Source organism: Paenibacillus sp. FSL R7-0345 (genome assembly GCF_038595055.1).
GTDB lineage: Bacteria > Bacillota > Bacilli > Paenibacillales > Paenibacillaceae > Paenibacillus_AQ.
Map to the genome: position 1 here is coordinate 3,419,702 of NZ_CP152002.1, position 17,919 is coordinate 3,437,620.

A 17,919-nucleotide genomic window follows, 5' to 3' on the forward strand; every position below is an offset into this window, starting at 1 on the left:
ATTAAGGACAAGCATAACAGGGGGAGAGCAGGATATGATCACACGGTTAATTTACAGGGGAATCTGGAAAGAAGGACAGGCTGAGGCAGGTCTTCAGGCTCTGCAGGAAAATACACAGGCAAAACAGCTGGTTGAGGCTGGCGTGCTTATGACAGCTGCGGCTTTTTCCTGGCAGAATAATGTTTTTCTCTACTACGAATGTATTAATGAGCGGGTTGAGCCGGCAGCAGTAGCCGGAGCCGCCGGGCAATATCTGATTGACTGGGCAGGCGAAGCTGCTGCGCGGAAGTGGATTGAGATGGTGGATGTATTTCATTTCAATGAACCGGCTGGTTATGACCATTGGCTGCGTAAAGCGGCAGTTGAGCGGCGCGGCGGAAGAGTAGCTCACCTGAAACGGGAAAAGGTCGCAAGCTATATTTACTATCACTACCAGCTGCAGGAGGAGCGGGCGTTCCACGGCAATAAATACGATATTATCGCCATGCATGAGAATCTGCTGTTCGGCTATCAGGAATTTCCATCCGTAGTCGAGGAGCCTGTAGTTCCGGGGCGGCTTAGCACAAAAGGGACCCCGGTGCCGTGGGAGAATTCGCGGATGGATCAGCATTTTCAGCCGTGGGAGGATGACGGCTACTTGTATTTCAAGCCGGTTGAGACGGTATTCGCCTATTACATAGAAAGCTGAATCTTGGCTGCGAGAATTGTAACCGCTTCAAATATAGCTGCAGGAGGATGATCAGGCGGATGAATGAGAAGATGAGCCGCGCCAGAGTTAGCGGATTTCTAAGAGCTGAGGGCAGGACGGTTGTAAACGGTAATGGTGAAGAAGTGCTCCTTACAGGATGGGGGCTTGGCAACTGGCTGCTCCCGGAAGGCTATATGTGGACTACCGACGGCAACAGCCGGTTTGACCGGCCGGCGCGGATCGAAGCCGTTATCCGTGAGTTAACGGGAACGAAATACGCTGAGCGGTTCTGGGCGGAATTCCGTAACAGCTACATCACGAGAGAAGATATCCGGCTAATGGCCTCGCAGGGCTACAATTCCGTGCGCATTCCGTTTAACTGGCGTGTTCTGATGGAGGACGAGCCCGGGATCGCCTGGAAAGAGGAGGGGTTCCAGTTAATCGGCCGCTGCCTGGACTGGTGCGAGGAATTTAAACTGTATGCTTTTCTGGATCTGCACGGAGCTCCGGGCGGCCAGACCGGCGCAAATATCGACGATTCTGTTGATGATGTGCCGCGGCTATTCACGGATGAGGACAGCTGGCACAAGGGGATTGCGCTGTGGCGGCAGCTGGCTGAACGTTACAAGGGCCGCTGGATTGTCGGCGGTTATGATCTGTTGAATGAACCGATCAAGACTCCGTCTGCCGGACAGGATTTTGACTATCTGGTTCCCCGGCTCGTCCGGTTTTATGAGGAAGCGGTAGAAGCAATCCGTGCAGTGGATGATAAGCATATGCTGTCTATTGAAGGGCATCACTGGGCGACGGACACAAGCATTTTCCACAAAAAGTATGATGAAAATATGATCATTCATTTTCACAGATACGCCTGCTACCCGGATCTTAGCGCTTTTCAGGAATTCCTTGGGGTTTCCGAGAGGCTGAATGCACCGCTATGGCTGGGAGAGAGCGGAGAGAACTTGAACGAGTGGTATACTGCGATCTATCCGCTGGCTGCTGAACTGAATATCGGTTACAATCTGTGGCCGTGGAAAAAGATGGACAATACCAATTCGCCATACTCTGTTGCATTGCCCGAAGGCTGGGACCTGATTATGGACTACACCAGAGGCGGTGTTCATCCGGGTTATGAGCGGGCTGCTGCTATTCTGGAAGAGTATCTTGAGAATATCAGGGTTGCAAACTGCCGGTATAATGCAGAAGTAACGTATTCGGTATTCAGAACGCCCGGATGCACAGTCCGTGCAACGGATTTTGATGAGCTGCCTGGCAAAGGAAAGTCTTTCAGCGGACTACGCCATGAAGGAAATCCCTTTAAATACCGGTCAGGAACCGGGATGCACATTGTTGAGGATGCCAAGCGGGGAGACTTAAGCAAACGTTTCTTCTTTGACATTTTGTGGGACCGGTTCGTTCTTGAGCTGGAGAGCGGAGAGTTTGCCGCTTATACAATCAACGGTACACGGGAGGACAGCAATCTCTCCTTCGTCTATAGCTGCTCTGAGCCTGCGGCTGTAACTCTTTTTCAGGATGAGCGCGAAATAGCATCATTGATGCTTCAACCGGGGGAGCACAAGCAGGCCATTCCGGAGGTAGCATTAGCAGCTGCCAGCAGATCGAAGGTAAAGGTTAAGGTCAGATCGGGAACCGTACGGCTGGTACGGATTATTTTCCATTAGAATAAAAACAAGCAGCGCTTCTCCGGCATCCGGGGAAGCGCTGCTGTGCGCTGGAACGATACATTGCAGTATGGTGCCGCCGCTGTATGTACAGGCTTATGGGCAGCCTATTGCATAAAACGGAAGCTCTTTTGCCGGCCGTCTCCGAAATAGAGAATGTTGTCAAGCTCAGTGGCCTGCAGTCCGCCCTCTTCATTCAGCACATTGCCGGCAACATAGCGGCCCTCAATTTTGGCGAGAATATTAGTAATGCCCCTAAACTGGTCATGCTCAAGGACATCGATTACCGTGCATTCGATCGCAACCGGACATTCCCGGATAACAGGAGCATTGACCGTATGCGCCTGCTCATGCGTCAGAGCTACATGGTCGAATTTGCTGAGCTCTTGTCCGGAATGCGCACCGCAGTAAGTAACCTCGTCCATCAGAGAGCGTCCCGGAATGTTGATGACGAAATCCCGTACTGCTTTAATCTGGTTAACGGCATAGCCCTTGCTGCTGAAGCCCAGCATCATCATGTCCTTCAGTGAATAGGACGAGGAGATGGGCGTCACATTCGGCTTACCGTCCGCATCATAAAAGCTCACCAGGATAACCGGGAACCCGTAGTACATTTTTTCATAATCAACAGCTACCTTTTCCATTTGTCCAATCCTCCTGAATATGTATACCGCACTAGGCGGCTTGTATCAAAAGGATAGCGCAATCCGGAAAGGAGCAAGGGTGACCAGACGCACAGGTCTAGCTGTTCTGTAATTGCAGGGCCGGGCCAAAGAACTCGTAATGAATCTGCTCTTCCTTCATGCCAAGCTTAACCAGTTCCCCGATCATGGCTTCCATGAAAGGTACAGGTCCGCACACATAGGCGTCGCCTGTAACATCTACATAGCTTTTCAGGATTTCGCCTGTGATTACACCGTCAGGTCCGCCGGACAGGAAGGTTTTGGTCTTGGCGTTGCTCATAAGAGCTGCGTATTTCTCGACATCCTGGCGGAAAGCGGCGAGGGCTTCATTACGCGCAGAATGCAGGAAGACAACCGGCCGGTCCGGGGTTACATTGGCAACCGTTTCGAACATGCTCATCATCGGGGTAATGCCTACGCCGCCGGAGATGAAGGCCACAGGTGTGGTTTTGGAGACATCGAGCATGAATTCACCAGCAGGAGCGCTTACCTCTACCGTATCACCTTCGTTGACCTGATTGTGCAGATAGACGGACACAACCCCATTTGGATCGTTTGCTTCCTCGCGTTTGACGGAGATACGGAATTCGTCCGCCTTTGGCGCCTGGGACAGACTGTACTGACGGATCATGGTATATTTCTCGCCTGGAATTAACACACGTACAGAAATATACTGGCCCGGCTTGTAATCTGGAACATTGGAGCCATCTGCGGGCTTCAAATAGAAGGAGGTAATATTGCCGCTTTCCTGTACTTTACGGGCAACAGTGAACGGTTTGAAGAAATTCCAGCCGTTTTCCTGCTCACGGGCTTCTTTGTACATGTTATCCTCGACACCGATAAAAGCACCGGCGATAACGCCGTAAGCCTCTTCCCAGGCCTGCAGAATTTCAGGTGTAGCGGCGTCGCCGAGCACTTCCTTGATCGCTTTCAGCAGAAATTCACCGACAATCGGATAATGCTCCGGTTTAATGCCGAGACTGACATGCTTGTGGGCAATCTGGACTACTGCAGGCAGAATGTTTTCCAGATTATCGATGTGTACGGCTGCAGCATACACTGCGTTCGCAAGTGCGGCCTGCTGACGGCCCTGTGCCTGGTTGGCGTGGTTGAATACGTTTAACAATTCCGGGTGGGCTTCGAACAAATTCCTGTAAAAGACAGTTGTAATCGTTGTTCCATGCTCTGCCAGTACCGGCGCTGTCGACTTAACAATGTCACGAGTGTGTTGTGATAAAATAATGTTCATCCCCTCTCAATTCATCCAAAATGAATATATACCTAATTTTAAATAAAAGATATATTTAAAATACCACTTTAACAAAATAGACAATTTTATTAATATTATTTGTAACATTTATCACTTACCATACATGTGGTTTGGAGGCTGATTATGAGGCTTACTTTATATACAGATTACTCGTTACGGATTCTTTTGTATCTGGGAGCGAAGGAGCGGGATGAGCTGTCAACGGTGCAGGGAATCTCGGATGCTTATCAAATCTCGAAGAATCATCTGATGAAGGTTTCCCATGAGCTGGGCAAGGCGGGTTACATCGAAACAGTCAGGGGAAGGGGCGGCGGAATACGTCTGGCCCTGGACCCTTTGCAAATTAACATCGGGGAGGTCGTCCGGCGGATGGAAGACGATCTTTATCTCGTTGAATGCTTCCAGCCTTCGGGCGGCCGTTGTCCCATCTCCCCGGTGTGTGGTCTAAAAGGTGTACTGGGCAAGGCGCTCCAGGCCTATCTGCAGGTGCTGGATGAGTATACGCTGCAGGATTTACTTATTAATAAAGATGACTTGCGGGCTATTCTGGCACCGACGGATCAGGTTACGCCTCCCCGAACAGCAGACGCTCCTCATCCCGGCTATGAACAGCATTAACTACCAGCAGCGCGTGGAACTGGTGGAGCACTTCCGGTGTGAGCCCTTCCCGGGCCAGCCGGGACTTGGTGTCTCTGACAACAATCCGCATTAATTCATGATCACGGGTCAGCCGGATTACAGCGTTCTGCAGGTCTGGCTGCTTCGCTTCCATTTCCTGATAGAACCCGTCTTCCTCTGCATCGGCATGGCTGAGAATCCGTGTCTCCCAATATTCAATAAGATGCTCTGCCGCCTGGCGGGCTACCTCGAATTCTTTTGCCGCAAGCAGTTCCTCTACTTCCTCGGTTTTGCTGATTGCGCCGGACAGACCGCCCTCATGAATGGCATGATGGGCATGGAGCTGGCGTAAAGAAGGTCCTGGCATGTCGTTCATCCTCTCTTTATTTTTGATCAGTATAGCATACAACCTGATAGTGAAATCCCCGGTAAGGTAATCCCCGTATAACAAAGAGGGAACTCCCTAGTACGGGCTTCCGGCAGTGAAAAAACAGGCTTGCAGCAGCGCTTTTCCCGGTTTTGGGAAAGGCTTTTTTGCTGTTTTTGCAGATCGAGGGAATTCCCGCGGCGCAATAGGCGTTTCCCTAATGGGAAGTGCCGGCATACAGATCCATAATGGTATTAATTGAATGATTGACTAGATTCGCTTCATTCTGCAAAGGAGTGTTCGTAACCGATGAAGAAGAAATTCGGCCTTAACTTTTTTAAACCGATCGAGAGCTATTCCGGAAAATGGTCCATTCTTGAAGAGAAAAATAGAGATTGGGAAAATATGTACCGCCAGCGCTGGTCACACGACAAAGTCGTCCGCACTACGCACGGTGTAAACTGTACCGGCTCCTGCAGCTGGAAGGTGTTTGTGAAGAACGGAATCATTACCTGGGAAAACCAGCAGATCGACTATCCTTCCTGCGGTCCGGATATGCCGGAATTTGAACCGCGCGGCTGTCCGCGCGGAGCGACCTTCTCGTGGTACGAGTACAGCCCGCTTCGTGTGAAGTATCCTTATGTACGCGGTAAGCTATGGCGGCTGTGGCAGGCGGCTCTGCAGGAGCACGGCAGCTATATTGATGCCTGGGCCAGCATTGTGGAAGATCCCGGGAAAGCCAGCCAGTATAAAAAAGCGCGCGGCAAAGGCGGTCATATCCGCGTTGCCTGGGACGATGTGCTGCATCTGATTTCCGCACAGCTGATCTACACGATCCGCAAGTACGGACCGGACCGGATTGCAGGCTTTACGCCGATTCCGGCCATGTCGATGGTCAGCTATGCTTCCGGCGCCCGCTTTATCTCGCTGCTCGGCGGCCAGATGCTGAGCTTCTATGACTGGTATGCCGATCTTCCGCCGGCTTCGCCGCAAATCTGGGGCGAGCAGACGGATGTACCGGAATCCTCGGACTGGTACAATTCCGGCTATCTGATCATGTGGGGCTCGAATGTCCCGCTGACACGGACACCGGATGCGCACTTTATGACAGAAGTCCGCTATAAAGGAACCAAGGTCGTTTCTGTTGCACCTGACCTTGCAGAGAATGTGAAATTCGCCGACAACTGGCTGGCACCGAATCCGGGAACGGATGCTGCGGTGGCCCAGGCCATGACCCATGTCATTCTGAATGAATTCTACCAGGAACGGCAGGAGCCGATGTTCCTGAACTATGCCAAGCAATATACAGATATGCCGTTCCTGATTCTGCTTGATCCGCATGAGGACGCCTGGAAGGGCGGACGGTTCCTGCGGGCCAGCGACCTCGGAGACAGTACGCCGCATTCCGACTGGAAGCCGGTCATTTATGATGAGGCAGCAGGTAAAGTGATTGTCCCGAACGGAACGATGGGCCAGCGCTGGGAAGAGGGCAAGAAGTGGAACCTGATTCTTGATAATGAAGACGGCAGCAAGGTTGAGCCTGCACTGAGCATTGAAGGCCATGGCGAAGAATGGACGGAAATCGTGTTCCCGTTCTTTGACAATGCCGGCAACGGTACGTTCAGACGGATGATTCCAGCCCGTAAAATGCGGCTTGCTGACGGAACTGAACGTTATGTGGCCACTGTCTACGATCTGATGCTTAGCCAGTACGGGGTCGCCCGTATCGACAGTCCGCTCAACGCCAAAGGCTATGATGACGTAGCTTCGCATTACACACCGGCATGGCAGGAGAAGATTACGACGGTGAAAGCCAGCGTCGTGGTGCAGATCGCCCGCGAGTTCGCACAGAATGCAATAGATACAGGCGGCCGCTCGATGATTATCATGGGAGCCGGGATTAACCACTGGTTCAACAGTGATACCATTTACCGATCCATCCTTAACCTGGTGGTCCTGACTGCTTCGCAAGGGGTTAACGGCGGCGGCTGGGCGCATTATGTCGGCCAGGAGAAATGCCGGCCGATCGAAGGCTGGTCCACTGTGGCCTTTGCCAAGGACTGGCAGGGCCCGGCGCGGCAGCAGAATGCGACTTCCTTCTTCTATTTTGCCACCGAGCAGTGGCGGTATGAGGAGAGCGGAACCGATTCGCTGAAATCTCCGACCGGCGGTGAGCTTGCTTACCAGCATCCGGCGGATTACAACGTTCTGGCTGCACGTCTCGGCTGGCTGCCGTCTTTCCCGCAGTTCAACAAGAACAGCCTGCTGTTCGCGGAAGAAGCGGCACGGGAAGGCAAAAAGTCCAACAGCGAGATCATCGGCCATGCGCTGGAGGAGATCAAATCGCGTAAAACCCGCTTTGCGGTGGAAGATCCGGGCGCACCGGAGAACTTCCCGCGTTCGCTCTTTATCTGGCGTTCCAATCTGATCTCAAGCTCAGCCAAAGGCCAGGAATACTTCATGAAGCATCTGCTCGGCGCTTCGGACGGCCTGCTTGCTGAGCCTAATGAGGAGCAGAAGCCGGAAGAAATCATCTGGCGCGAGGATGTGGAAGGCAAGCTGGATCTGATGGTTGCGATGGACTTCCGGATGACCACAACTCCTCTTTATGCAGATATTGTACTGCCGGCGGCAACCTGGTACGAGAAAACAGATCTTTCGTCCACCGACATGCATCCGTTCGTGCACCCGTTCAATCCGGCGGTCAATCCGCTGTGGGAATCGCGTTCGGACTGGGATATTTACCGCCAGCTGTCCGAGGTGTTCTCGGAAATGGCGAAAACCCATCTGCCGGGCGTATACAAGGACATCGTCGCTTCACCGCTTGGACATGACTCGATCAGTGAAATCTCCCAGCCGATGGGTCTGGTTAAAGACTGGGCTAAAGGCGAAGTGGAGGCCATTCCGGGTAAGACGATGCCTAACCTGAGCATTGTGGAACGTGACTATACAAAAATTCACGATAAATATATTTCGCTTGGACCGAACCTGGCTGTCGGAAAAGCCGGTGCACACGGCGTCAGCTTCTCGGTTGCTGAAGAATATGAGGAATTAAAGAAGCTTAGCGGTGTTTACTTTGACGATTCGATCAAAAACGGCCTTCCGAAGCTGCAGACAGCCCGCCAGGCGGCAGATACGATTCTTCATCTGTCCTCGGCGACTAACGGCCGTGTATCCCAGAAGGCATATGAGTCAGCCGAGAAGGATCACGGGGTTCCGCTGAAGGATATTTCAGCAGACCGTGCAGCGGAGAAGATTACCTTCCAGAGCATCACTGCTCAGCCGCGTGAAGTCATTCCGACGCCGGTCTTCAGCGGCTCGAACAAGCAGGGCCGCCGGTATTCGCCGTTCACCACGAATATTGAACGCCTCGTGCCGTTCCGTACGCTGACCGGAAGACAGCATTTCTACATTGACCATGAGATTTTCCTGCAATACGGGGAATCCCTGCCTGTATTCAAACCGACCTTGCCGCCGATGGTCTTCGGACCGCGCGACAAGGCAATCAAGGGCGGACAGGATTCACTGGTGCTGAGATATTTGACACCGCACGGTAAATGGAATATTCACTCCACCTATCAGGATAACCAGCACATGCTGACCCTGTTCCGCGGAGGTCCGACGGTATGGATTAATAACGAGGATGCGGCAGCCCACGACATTGAGGATAATGCCTGGCTGGAAGTATATAACCGCAACGGTGTGGTTACAGCACGGGCGGTGGTCAGCCACCGGATGCCGAGAGGCACGATGTTCATGTACCATGCCCAGGACAAGCATATTCAAGTGCCGGGGTCGGAAATTACCGATACCCGCGGCGGAAGCCATAATGCGCCAACCCGGATTCATCTGAAGCCTACCCAGATGGTCGGCGGATACGCACAGCTCAGCTACGGTTTTAACTACTATGGTCCGATTGGCAACCAGCGGGATGTCTACGTAGCCGTACGCAAAATGAAGGAGGTTAACTGGCTTGAAAATTAAAGCGCAAGTTGCAATGGTAATGAATTTGGATAAATGCATCGGCTGTCATACCTGCAGCGTCACCTGTAAAACGACCTGGACGAACCGCAAGGGTGCGGAATATATGTGGTTCAACAACGTGGAAACAAAGCCGGGGATCGGCTATCCGAAGCGCTGGGAAGACCAGGAGCTCTATAAAGGCGGCTGGCAGCTGCGCAAAGGCAAGCTGGAGCTTAAATCCGGTAACAAGCTGTCCAAGATCGCGCTCGGTAAAATCTTTTATAACCCGGATATGCCGGAAATGAAGGATTATTATGAGCCGTGGACTTACAACTACGAGCATCTGACTAATGCGGGAGAACAGAAGCATTCACCGGTAGCACGGGCCCATTCGGCCGTGACCGGTGAAAAGATGGATCTGGAATGGGGTCCGAACTGGGAGGACGATCTGGCCGGTGCGCATGTCACGGGTCCCCTTGACCCTAATATCCAGAAGATCGAGGAAGAAATCAAATTCAACTTCGAAAAGTCGTTTATGGTTTATCTGCCCCGTCTCTGTGAGCACTGCCTGAACCCGAGCTGCGTCGCCTCCTGCCCTTCAGGAGCGATGTACAAACGGGATGAGGACGGCATCGTCCTGGTGGACCAGGAAGCCTGCCGCGGCTGGAGATACTGCATGACCGGCTGCCCTTACAAAAAGGTCTACTTCAACTGGCAGACCAACAAGGCCGAGAAATGCACCTTCTGCTTCCCGCGCGTGGAGGCAGGACTGCCGACAGTATGCTCGGAGACCTGTACCGGCCGTATCCGTTATCTGGGCGTTCTGCTGTACGACGCCGATAAGGTGCTTGATGCTGCTTCTACACCTGATGTGCAGGATCTGTATAAGGCACAATGCGATCTGTTCATGAATCCGCATGATCCGGAAGTGATTGCCCAGGCCAGAAAAGACGGTATTTCCGAGGACTGGCTGGAAGCTGCGCAGAACTCTCCTGTCTATAAGCTGGCAATCGAGCATAAGCTGGCCTTCCCGCTGCATCCGGAATACCGGACGCTGCCGATGGTCTGGTATGTACCGCCGCTCAGCCCGATCATGAACTACTTTGAAGGCAAGGATTCACTCAAGAATCCGGATATGATTTTCCCGGCGATTGAAGAAATGCGCACGCCGATTCAATATCTGGCCAATATGCTGACTGCAGGCGATACGGAAACGGTAAAAGAAGCCCTGCAGCGGATGGCCATGATGCGCTCTTACATGCGTGCCCAGTCATCAGGACAGGAGTTCGACCTCAGCCGTCTGGACCGTGTCGGCATGACCGCCCAGCAGATGGAACAGATGTACCGGCTGCTGGCGATTGCCAAATACGAGGACCGGTTCGTGATTCCGACCTCACACAAAGAACAGCACATGAATCCTTACCGCGCCCAGGGTTCCGCCGGCTACGGCAATGGAATGGGTGATATGGGCACAGGCTCGGGCTGTGACGGCTGCGGTGCCGCCAGCTCCCTCACTGAAAGCCTGAAGACCGGTAAAGACATGTACGAGGAGAATTTCTACGGAGGGATTTGGCGTGATTAATCTGACCAGATTATACAGCTACAAGGAATCCTTCGGATATTTCGCCCTGCAGCTCATGTATCCTGAGAAGCTGGATTTTCATCCGGCTTTTCTGGAGGAGGCGTTCAGTCCGGATCACCCCGGATATTCGAATGTGCATACGTACTGGACTCTGATGCAGAACTACAGTCTGGAGGAGATTCAGGAGAGCTATGCGGCCACCTTTGATTTTCAGAAGGATTGCGCCTTATATATGACTTACTTCAAGTTTGAGGATGCCAAGGAACGCGGACAGATGCTGGCTAAACTGAAGCTGCTTTATGAAATGTTCGGGCTGGAAATGCCGGAGGGGGAGCTGCCCGATTTCCTGCCGCTGATGTGTGAATTTCTGTACGCTGCAGAGTGGCTGGATAATCCGGATGCACCGGAGAACTTCCGGATGCTGATTGCGATCCTGGAGGATGGCACATTCCATCTGCTCAAGGCGCTCGAAAAAAATAACAGTCCCTACTTCCATCTGGTGAAGGGGCTGCGGGAAACATTTAAAGCTTGTGCTGAACAGGAGGCCCTGAGTCAATGAATATGTACGGTCAGTTTTTATGGGTCATTTTCCCTTATATGTGTCTGGTGGTCTTTATCTTCGGACATATCTTCCGGTACCGCAAGGACCAGTTTAACTGGACGGCCAAATCCAGTGAATTTATTGAGAAAAAGCAGCTGAAATTCGGCAGCATCCTGTTCCATCTTGGGATTATGCCGGTTATTCTCGGCCATATCGGCGGTCTTGCCGTTCCGAAGTCATGGCTGGAGGCCCTTGGTGTGAGTGATCACATGTACCATATCGGAGCTGTGTATATCGGCGGAATCTTCGGTTTTGCAACACTGGCCGGTATGCTGATTCTTACCTCGCGGCGCTTTACGATCAAGAATGTCCGGAAGCTCAGCAGCGCATCTGACCTGATTGTTAACTCTTTGCTTCTATTTATAGTGTTTATGGGGATGTATTCTACAATTGTAACGAATGCCGTACAGCCTGAATTCGACTATCGTGATACCATTTCCGTCTGGTTCCGCGGACTGTTTATGTTCCGTCCCGATCCGGCACTGATGGCTGATGTACCGTTTTCGTTCAAGCTGCATATTCTGTGCGGGTTCGCCATCTTTGCCTTCTGGCCGTTCACCCGGCTGGTCCATGTCTGGAGTGTTCCGTTGAATTATATAGGCAGAAGTTATATTCTATACAGAAGAAATAAAACGAATTAAAGGAAAGAAGCCAGTCTTTCTTTCTGTGTTCGGTAAGGAGTGGAAACGATGATTAACAAGGTGGATTACCAGGGGGAGCTTGACGAGATCCGCAAAGCGCTGGGGTATGACTTCATCTCACTGGCGCTTGCCGAACCTGCGGAATATGATTATGTGATCCGCTGGAAATACGCCTCCGGGAACACGAATGAACGTTATAAACGGATTGTTCTGCAATCAGGCAGAGGGATTGCCGGAATCGTGTTCAAGACCGGTAAGCCGTTTCTGCTGCCTTCTGTTGAGAAAGATGTACATCCTGATTCCTTATTTACTTTCCCCATTACCAAGATGGAGAATTTAAGGAGTATTGCTGCTGTGCCGATCTGGAATGATGCCCGTGTAGCCGGTGTACTGCTGGGCGGGTTCAGAGGGGAACGGCAGGTTACGCACGAAATGGTGCAGGCTCTGGAAGAAACCGCACGCAGGGGCATTGGAGACTTGAACGGGAAGGAATTGTTGCTGAGTTGATTACACCCGGAAAAGATCTGACGAATGGATTAATGAGCAGGCTGTTTGAGAACAGCACCGAGGCCATGTTCTTTTTTGACCGGGACGGCAAGGCGCTTGCAATGAATCCGGCTGCTGAGAATATAGTTGACCAGGATATTCTGAAGCAGCTCTATCAGGGAAATCCCCTGGCGTTATGCGGAACCTGCCGGGGCTATACAAGCGAGACGGAGCTTCGCACCTGTCTGAACTGCTATTTTAATACGCCGGATTCGGATAATTTCACCTCCTATCAGGTTTATCTGGAGACGAGGGATAAGGGGATCGTCCCTTATGCAGCCACTTTCCATACCATTGATGCCGAGCAGGGAATCCGCGTTTTTATGCTGAGGGACTTGACCCGGCAGTTTAAAACCCAGGAAAAGTTCTATCAGAACAAAATGATGAAGCATGTAATTGAAGCCCAGGAGAATGAGCGCAAACGGATTTCCCGCGAGCTGCATGACAGTGTGGCCCAGGAATTGATGAGTGCAGTCATTGATCTGCGTGTGCTTAAATATATGACGGATGACGAGCAGCTGCTGCGGAAGGTGAAGCAGACCGAGGTCTCCATGACCCGGCTGCTCAGCGATATCCGTAATCTTTCGGTGGAGCTGCGGCCGGCGGCGCTCGATGATTTCGGGCTGGAGGCGGCCTTCCGTTCCCACTTCAAGCGGATGGAGCAGAGCTATGGCCTTGTCATTGATTTCGAATCCCGGCTGTCCGAGAAGCGGTATGGCAGTGAGATCGAAACTGTAGTCTATCGCGTATGCCAGGAGGCTGTGCTGAATGCGCTCAAGTATGCCCAGGTGGACACAGTCAATGTTACACTGTCTGAACGGGATGGTTTTCTCCGGCTTCAGGTTGAGGACAGCGGAATCGGCTTTAATGCGGGAGACGAACCTGCGGGAACCGGTCTTGGCCTCTTTGGCATGCAGGAACGTGCAGAGCTGGTCGGCGGAACGTTCAGTGTAGAATCACAAAGAGGCAGAGGGACAAGGATATTGCTGCTGGTTCCCGCAGGGAAGATACAAGGGAAGGAATGAGCTGCGAAATGAAGATTGTTATTGCTGACGACCATGCCATCGTCCGCAGCGGGTTCGCCATGATTCTTAATTTTCAGGATGATATTGAAGTGATCGGAACGGCTGCGGACGGCAGGGAGGCATACGCGCTGGTTGCCAAGCACCGGCCCGACATTCTGATTATGGATCTGAGCATGCCCCCCGGCGAGAGCGGGCTGATTGCAACCGGTAAGATCAAGGAGGATTATCCCGATACGCGGATCCTGATCCTGACGATGCATGATGACGAGGAATATCTGTTCCATGTGCTGAAGAACGGGGCATCCGGGTATGTGCTCAAAAGCGCTCCGGACGAGGAGCTGCTGCTGGCCATCCGGACGATTTATGAAGGCGGCACCTATATTCACCCCAAGATGGCGACCTCGCTGGTCCGTGAGTTCATCAAGAAAGACAAGACCGTCACAACTGAAGATCTGTTCGAGCTGTTATCCAAGCGGGAGCTGGAAATACTGCCGCTGATTGCCAAAGGCTACGGGAACAAGGAAGTTGCCGAGAAGCTGTACATTTCGGTGAAGACAGTTGAGGCGCATAAAGCGAAGATTATGGAAAAGCTGAACCTGAAGAGCCGGCCTGAGCTGGTTGAATATGCGTTACGTAAAAAAATGCTGGATTTCTGACCGGCGAATGGAGGCGTGGCAACATGTCTGAGATTACAGGCCTGCAGTTTTCAACACCTGCCATGCGTATTCTTGAGAATGAACACCGCTATTTATCCTATCTGATGGGAGAATGGCATGCTGCCGTGCTCTGGTTCGAACAGGACAACTTCAGTCTGGAAGAAGGCAGGGCAAGGCTACAAGAGCTGCGCAGAGCAATTATGGATTTTATTATTCCGCTTAATAAGCACACCGCTAAGGAAGAGGAGCATTTCTTCCCGCTGCTGGGGCAGTACATCGGCTTTGAGCAGGGACCGCTTGTCGGTATCCAGGAGGAGCATCGTGAGATTGACGGGTATATCGGACATTTCCTGCATCATACAGCTGAGGAAGCACAGCTGAACTCAGTGGAGGATCTTCGTGCTGCTGCCAAGGATGCGGGTGAAGCGTTTGAGGTGCTGACCGTACATTTTGTTAAAGAAGAAACCGTAGTGTTCCCGATGGCCGAGACTCTGCTGAGTCCACGTGACCGGGAGCGGCTGTCCGGTAAACTGAATACACTGATCACCTGAATCAACAGCTGTTCCTGCCTGGAGCAGCTGTTTTCATTTTGCCGTGAAGCTGCATAATGCGAGTAATCCCTTAATAAATGAGGCGCTTATCCTGTCTTAAACCGGCAGGATAGCCGCCTTATTTTATTTTCAGGGTTTACCCTGTCAGGGACAGGGGACTCCCCTATATCTGAGCCGGGGGATCGGCAGATACAATGAGTACAGGAATGATTCACTATATACAATCAGAAGAATACTTGGCGAAAAGGTGAGAACGAATGATTAAAAAAATGCAGTTACCGCTTCAAACACTAAACTTGGTTACCGGATTTATGGTATGGGTAATTATCTCCTCCCTGATGCCCTATATTTCCGAGGACATCAGTATCCCGTCAGGTAAACTGGCCATGGTTACTGCCATACCGGTTGTACTCGGCTCGGTTCTGCGGATTCCTCTGGGCTATTATGCCAACATTTTCGGGGCACGCATCATTTTCATGTGCAGCTTCATTCTGTTGCTGTTCCCGGTCTACTTCATCAGTGAAGCGACAACGATGGCGCACCTGATCATCGGCGGAACGTTTCTCGGTATAGGGGGCGCTGTATTCTCAGTAGGAGTAACGTCACTGCCCAAATATTACTCCAAGGATAAGCACGGGCTGGTGAACGGGATCTACGGGATCGGCAACATGGGAACAGCGGTTACCACATTTTCAGCTCCGATGATCGCTGCACAGATCGGCTGGGGTCCAGCAGTGAAGCTGTATCTGATTCTGCTGCTGATCTTCATCGCCCTGAATTTCTTTTTCGGGGACCGTCATGAGCCTAAGCTGAAAACGCCGATTATTGAACAGATCAAAGGGGTGGCCAAAAATGAAAAGCTCTGGCTGTTCTCGCTATTCTATTTCATTACCTTTGGTTCCTTTGTTGCGTTTACGATCTATCTGCCTAACTTCCTGGTATCCAACTTCGGACTGGAAAAGGTGGATGCCGGGATGCGTACTGCTGGATTTATTGCGGTAGCTACCTTCTTCCGTCCGGTTGGCGGATGGCTGGCCGACAAGTTCCAGCCGCTGTTCCTGCTGATCGGCACGTTCAGCATCTATACGGTTGCCGCCATCATCCTGGCATTCATGCCATCAATGGGACTTTATACCGCCGGCTGTCTTGCCATTGCGGTAAGCGCGGGGATCGGCAACGGTGTTATCTTTAAGCTGGTTCCGCTATACTTTAACAAGCAGGCAGGGATTGCTAACGGGATTGTGTCCATGATGGGCGGTCTGGGCGGTTTCTTCCCGCCGATTATGCTGTCAGTCATCTATGCGGCAACCGGCCAATATTCCATCGGCTTTATGCTGCTCTCCCAGGTAGCGCTGGCCAGTCTGGTGCTGGTAGTATGGCTGTACTTTCAGGACAAGCTTGCTCTTACCTCGGAAGTATTCAATTCGACCGGGCAAGGAATTATGGTTACCGATGTCAGCGGACTCATTAAGTCCGTAAATCCGGCATTTTCGAAGCTCACTGGCTATGCGGAGGAGGAAGTCGTCGGCAAGCAGCCGAGCATTCTCAAATCAGGCAGGCAGTCCAAAGAATTCTACGGGTCCATGTGGAGCGAGATCAAGGCTAAAGGGATGTGGCAGGGCGAAATCTGGAATAAGCGTAAGAACGGCCAGGAGTACCTGCAATGGCTGAATATCAGCGCTGTGAAGGATGAGACGGGTGAGGATGTGCGTTATGTAGGCACATTCAGCGATATAACGAATAAATAACCCGCGTAACCGCCGGGTTCCAGTATACCGAAGTTAGGAGCAGATAAAGGTGGAAAAGACGAGAAATCCGGTCAGTGTGGCAGAAGCAGTAGCCAGAGTTATTGAACAAGCCGGACGCACCGGCACGGAAAGTGTGCCGCTTGCCGAAAGCTACGGGCGCATCCTTGCGGAGCCGCTGACCGCGACTCATGATGTGCCGCATTTCACACGTTCGCCGTATGACGGTTATGCCATCCGGTCTGCTGATTCCGCAGGAGCGTCCGGGCAGAACCGGATCGCGTTCAGGGTCGTGGATCATATCGGTGCCGGTCAGGTATCGGGTGTAACTGTCGGTGCCTGTGAGGCAGTCCGGCTGATGACGGGAGCGGCGCTTCCGGCAGGTGCTGATGCGGTCGTCATGTTCGAGCAGACGGCTGAAGCCGGTCCGCTGGGCTTTACGATCCGCAAAGCCTTTGCCGCCGGGGAGAATCTGTCTCTGCAGGGTGAGGATATGCAGGCCGGGGAACAGATTATCCCGGCCGGCAGCTTCATTCAGCCCGGCACAATAGCGCTGCTCGCCACGTTTGGCTACGCTCAGGTGAAGGTGGCCAGGCGCCCGGTCGTCGGCATCCTCTCAACCGGGACAGAGCTGCTGGATGTCTCTTCTCCGCTGGAACCCGGCAAAATCCGCAACAGTAACGGCCCGATGATTGCGGCCCAGCTTGCCCGGATGGGGATACCGTTCCGGATATATGAAACAGCAGCAGATCTGCTGGAAGAAAGCCTGCAGACAGTTGAGCAGGCGCTGTCTGAATCCGACTGCCTGATTACAACAGGCGGGGTATCTGTCGGAGATTTCGATTTTCTGCCGGAGATTTATGCGCGGCTCGGCGCAGAGGTGCTGTTCAACAAAGTGGCCATGCGTCCGGGCAGTGTAACCACGGTTGCCGTCTCGGGGAATAAATACCTGTTCGGCTTGTCCGGTAACCCTTCAGCCTGCTTTACCGGCTTCGAGCTGTTTGTCCGGCCGGTGCTGCTCCGGATGACGGGAGCGGAAAAAGTGTATCTGCCCTATACGAAAGCCATACTTGCTGAGGATTTCACCAAAGCCAATCCGTTCACCCGGTTTATCCGGGCAGTGTATGACGGCTTTTCGGTACGGCCGGCCGGATTTAATAAATCCAATGCCGTATCCTCGATCGCAAGGGGGAATTCCCTGATTGTGCTGCCGGGAGGAACCAGAGGCTACTCTGCGGGTACCGCAGTAGATGTGCTGCTTCTGGGCGTTGAGGAAGGAACAGAGGAATGGCTTTTGTAAG

The 17,919-nt window shown here is 52.4% G+C and carries 16 protein-coding genes; 13 read left to right on the forward strand and 3 right to left on the reverse strand.

What is annotated here, in order from left to right:
* Window positions 1-34: 34 nt before the first annotated feature.
* Window positions 35-688, forward strand: a complete 654-nt coding sequence (locus NST84_RS14510; RefSeq protein WP_342566245.1) for a hypothetical protein — start codon at window positions 35-37, stop codon at window positions 686-688.
* A 59-nt stretch (window positions 689-747) separates the two neighbouring features.
* Entirely contained in the window at window positions 748-2,370 is a 1,623-nt protein-coding gene (locus NST84_RS14515; RefSeq protein WP_342566246.1) for a cellulase family glycosylhydrolase, read from the forward strand.
* A gap of 107 nt (window positions 2,371-2,477) precedes the next feature.
* On the opposite strand, the gene NST84_RS14520 is transcribed toward NST84_RS14515, so the two are convergent.
* Window positions 2,478-3,014, reverse strand: coding sequence for a flavin reductase family protein (locus NST84_RS14520; RefSeq protein WP_342566247.1), 537 nt, complete (start codon window positions 3,012-3,014; stop codon window positions 2,478-2,480).
* A gap of 97 nt (window positions 3,015-3,111) precedes the next feature.
* Entirely contained in the window at window positions 3,112-4,293 is a 1,182-nt protein-coding gene (gene hmpA, locus NST84_RS14525; protein WP_342566435.1) for an NO-inducible flavohemoprotein, read from the reverse strand.
* Between the two features lie 153 nt (window positions 4,294-4,446).
* Here hmpA and NST84_RS14530 point away from each other — a divergent pair, with 153 nt between their 5' ends.
* Window positions 4,447-4,941, forward strand: a complete 495-nt coding sequence (locus tag NST84_RS14530; RefSeq protein ID WP_342566248.1) for an Rrf2 family transcriptional regulator — start codon at window positions 4,447-4,449, stop codon at window positions 4,939-4,941.
* Here the strand turns inward: NST84_RS14530 and NST84_RS14535 are convergent.
* On the reverse strand, window positions 4,889-5,308 hold the full coding sequence (locus NST84_RS14535; protein WP_342566436.1) for a hypothetical protein: 420 nt from the start codon (window positions 5,306-5,308) through the stop codon (window positions 4,889-4,891). The two genes, NST84_RS14530 and NST84_RS14535, sit on opposite strands and share 53 nt — an antisense overlap.
* A gap of 309 nt (window positions 5,309-5,617) precedes the next feature.
* Here NST84_RS14535 and NST84_RS14540 point away from each other — a divergent pair, with 309 nt between their 5' ends.
* From NST84_RS14540 to glp, 10 genes are all read left to right on the forward strand, one after another.
* Entirely contained in the window at window positions 5,618-9,292 is a 3,675-nt protein-coding gene (locus NST84_RS14540) for a nitrate reductase subunit alpha (protein WP_342566249.1), read from the forward strand.
* A complete protein-coding gene (gene narH / locus NST84_RS14545) occupies window positions 9,282-10,853 on the forward strand; it encodes a nitrate reductase subunit beta (protein ID WP_342566250.1) in 1,572 nt (523 codons plus the stop codon). The genes NST84_RS14540 and narH overlap by 11 nt, the downstream gene beginning before the upstream one ends.
* Window positions 10,846-11,412 carry a nitrate reductase molybdenum cofactor assembly chaperone gene (narJ, locus tag NST84_RS14550; protein ID WP_342566251.1) on the forward strand — a complete coding sequence of 189 codons (567 nt, stop codon included), beginning with the start codon at window positions 10,846-10,848 and terminating at the stop codon, window positions 11,410-11,412. Before narH ends, narJ begins: the two co-directional genes overlap by 8 nt.
* The gene (gene narI / locus NST84_RS14555; RefSeq protein WP_342566252.1) at window positions 11,409-12,095 is read left to right on the forward strand and encodes a respiratory nitrate reductase subunit gamma; all 687 of its coding nucleotides are present in this window, start codon (window positions 11,409-11,411) and stop codon (window positions 12,093-12,095) included. The genes narJ and narI overlap by 4 nt, the downstream gene beginning before the upstream one ends.
* A 48-nt stretch (window positions 12,096-12,143) precedes the next feature.
* Window positions 12,144-12,602 carry a GAF domain-containing protein gene (locus tag NST84_RS14560; RefSeq protein ID WP_342566253.1) on the forward strand — a complete coding sequence of 153 codons (459 nt, stop codon included), beginning with the start codon at window positions 12,144-12,146 and terminating at the stop codon, window positions 12,600-12,602.
* A gap of 32 nt (window positions 12,603-12,634) precedes the next feature.
* Window positions 12,635-13,666: a sensor histidine kinase gene (locus NST84_RS14565; RefSeq protein ID WP_342566254.1), complete on the forward strand. Its 1,032-nt coding sequence runs from the start codon at window positions 12,635-12,637 to the stop codon at window positions 13,664-13,666.
* Window positions 13,667-13,674: 8 nt separating this feature from the next.
* On the forward strand, window positions 13,675-14,322 hold the full coding sequence (locus NST84_RS14570) for a response regulator transcription factor (RefSeq protein ID WP_342566255.1): 648 nt from the start codon (window positions 13,675-13,677) through the stop codon (window positions 14,320-14,322).
* Window positions 14,323-14,345: 23 nt separating this feature from the next.
* The gene (locus tag NST84_RS14575) at window positions 14,346-14,873 is read left to right on the forward strand and encodes a hemerythrin domain-containing protein (RefSeq protein ID WP_342566256.1); all 528 of its coding nucleotides are present in this window, start codon (window positions 14,346-14,348) and stop codon (window positions 14,871-14,873) included.
* 257 nt (window positions 14,874-15,130) lie between these two features.
* Window positions 15,131-16,621 carry an MFS transporter gene (locus NST84_RS14580; protein ID WP_342566257.1) on the forward strand — a complete coding sequence of 497 codons (1,491 nt, stop codon included), beginning with the start codon at window positions 15,131-15,133 and terminating at the stop codon, window positions 16,619-16,621.
* Window positions 16,622-16,670: 49 nt separating this feature from the next.
* Window positions 16,671-17,918 (forward strand): gephyrin-like molybdotransferase Glp, encoded by a 1,248-nt coding sequence (gene glp / locus NST84_RS14585; RefSeq protein WP_342566258.1) that lies wholly within the window; start codon window positions 16,671-16,673, stop codon window positions 17,916-17,918.
* The last annotated feature ends 1 nt before the right edge of the window (window position 17,919 follow it).

Bases quoted from the DNA above. Each gene is read 5' to 3' on its own strand.
- NST84_RS14510 (WP_342566245.1), top strand. From the start codon at position 35: ATGATCACACGGTTAATTTACAGGGGAATCTGGAAAGAAGGACAGGCT.
- NST84_RS14515 (WP_342566246.1), top strand. From the start codon at position 748: ATGAATGAGAAGATGAGCCGCGCCAGAGTTAGCGGATTTCTAAGAGCT.
- NST84_RS14520 (WP_342566247.1), bottom strand. From the start codon at position 3,014: ATGGAAAAGGTAGCTGTTGATTATGAAAAAATGTACTACGGGTTCCCG.
- NST84_RS14530 (WP_342566248.1), top strand. From the start codon at position 4,447: ATGAGGCTTACTTTATATACAGATTACTCGTTACGGATTCTTTTGTAT.
- NST84_RS14535 (WP_342566436.1), bottom strand. From the start codon at position 5,308: ATGCCAGGACCTTCTTTACGCCAGCTCCATGCCCATCATGCCATTCAT.
- NST84_RS14540 (WP_342566249.1), top strand. From the start codon at position 5,618: ATGAAGAAGAAATTCGGCCTTAACTTTTTTAAACCGATCGAGAGCTAT.
- narI (WP_342566252.1), top strand. From the start codon at position 11,409: ATGAATATGTACGGTCAGTTTTTATGGGTCATTTTCCCTTATATGTGT.
- NST84_RS14560 (WP_342566253.1), top strand. From the start codon at position 12,144: ATGATTAACAAGGTGGATTACCAGGGGGAGCTTGACGAGATCCGCAAA.
- NST84_RS14565 (WP_342566254.1), top strand. From the start codon at position 12,635: ATGAGCAGGCTGTTTGAGAACAGCACCGAGGCCATGTTCTTTTTTGAC.
- NST84_RS14570 (WP_342566255.1), top strand. From the start codon at position 13,675: ATGAAGATTGTTATTGCTGACGACCATGCCATCGTCCGCAGCGGGTTC.
- NST84_RS14575 (WP_342566256.1), top strand. From the start codon at position 14,346: ATGTCTGAGATTACAGGCCTGCAGTTTTCAACACCTGCCATGCGTATT.
- NST84_RS14580 (WP_342566257.1), top strand. From the start codon at position 15,131: ATGATTAAAAAAATGCAGTTACCGCTTCAAACACTAAACTTGGTTACC.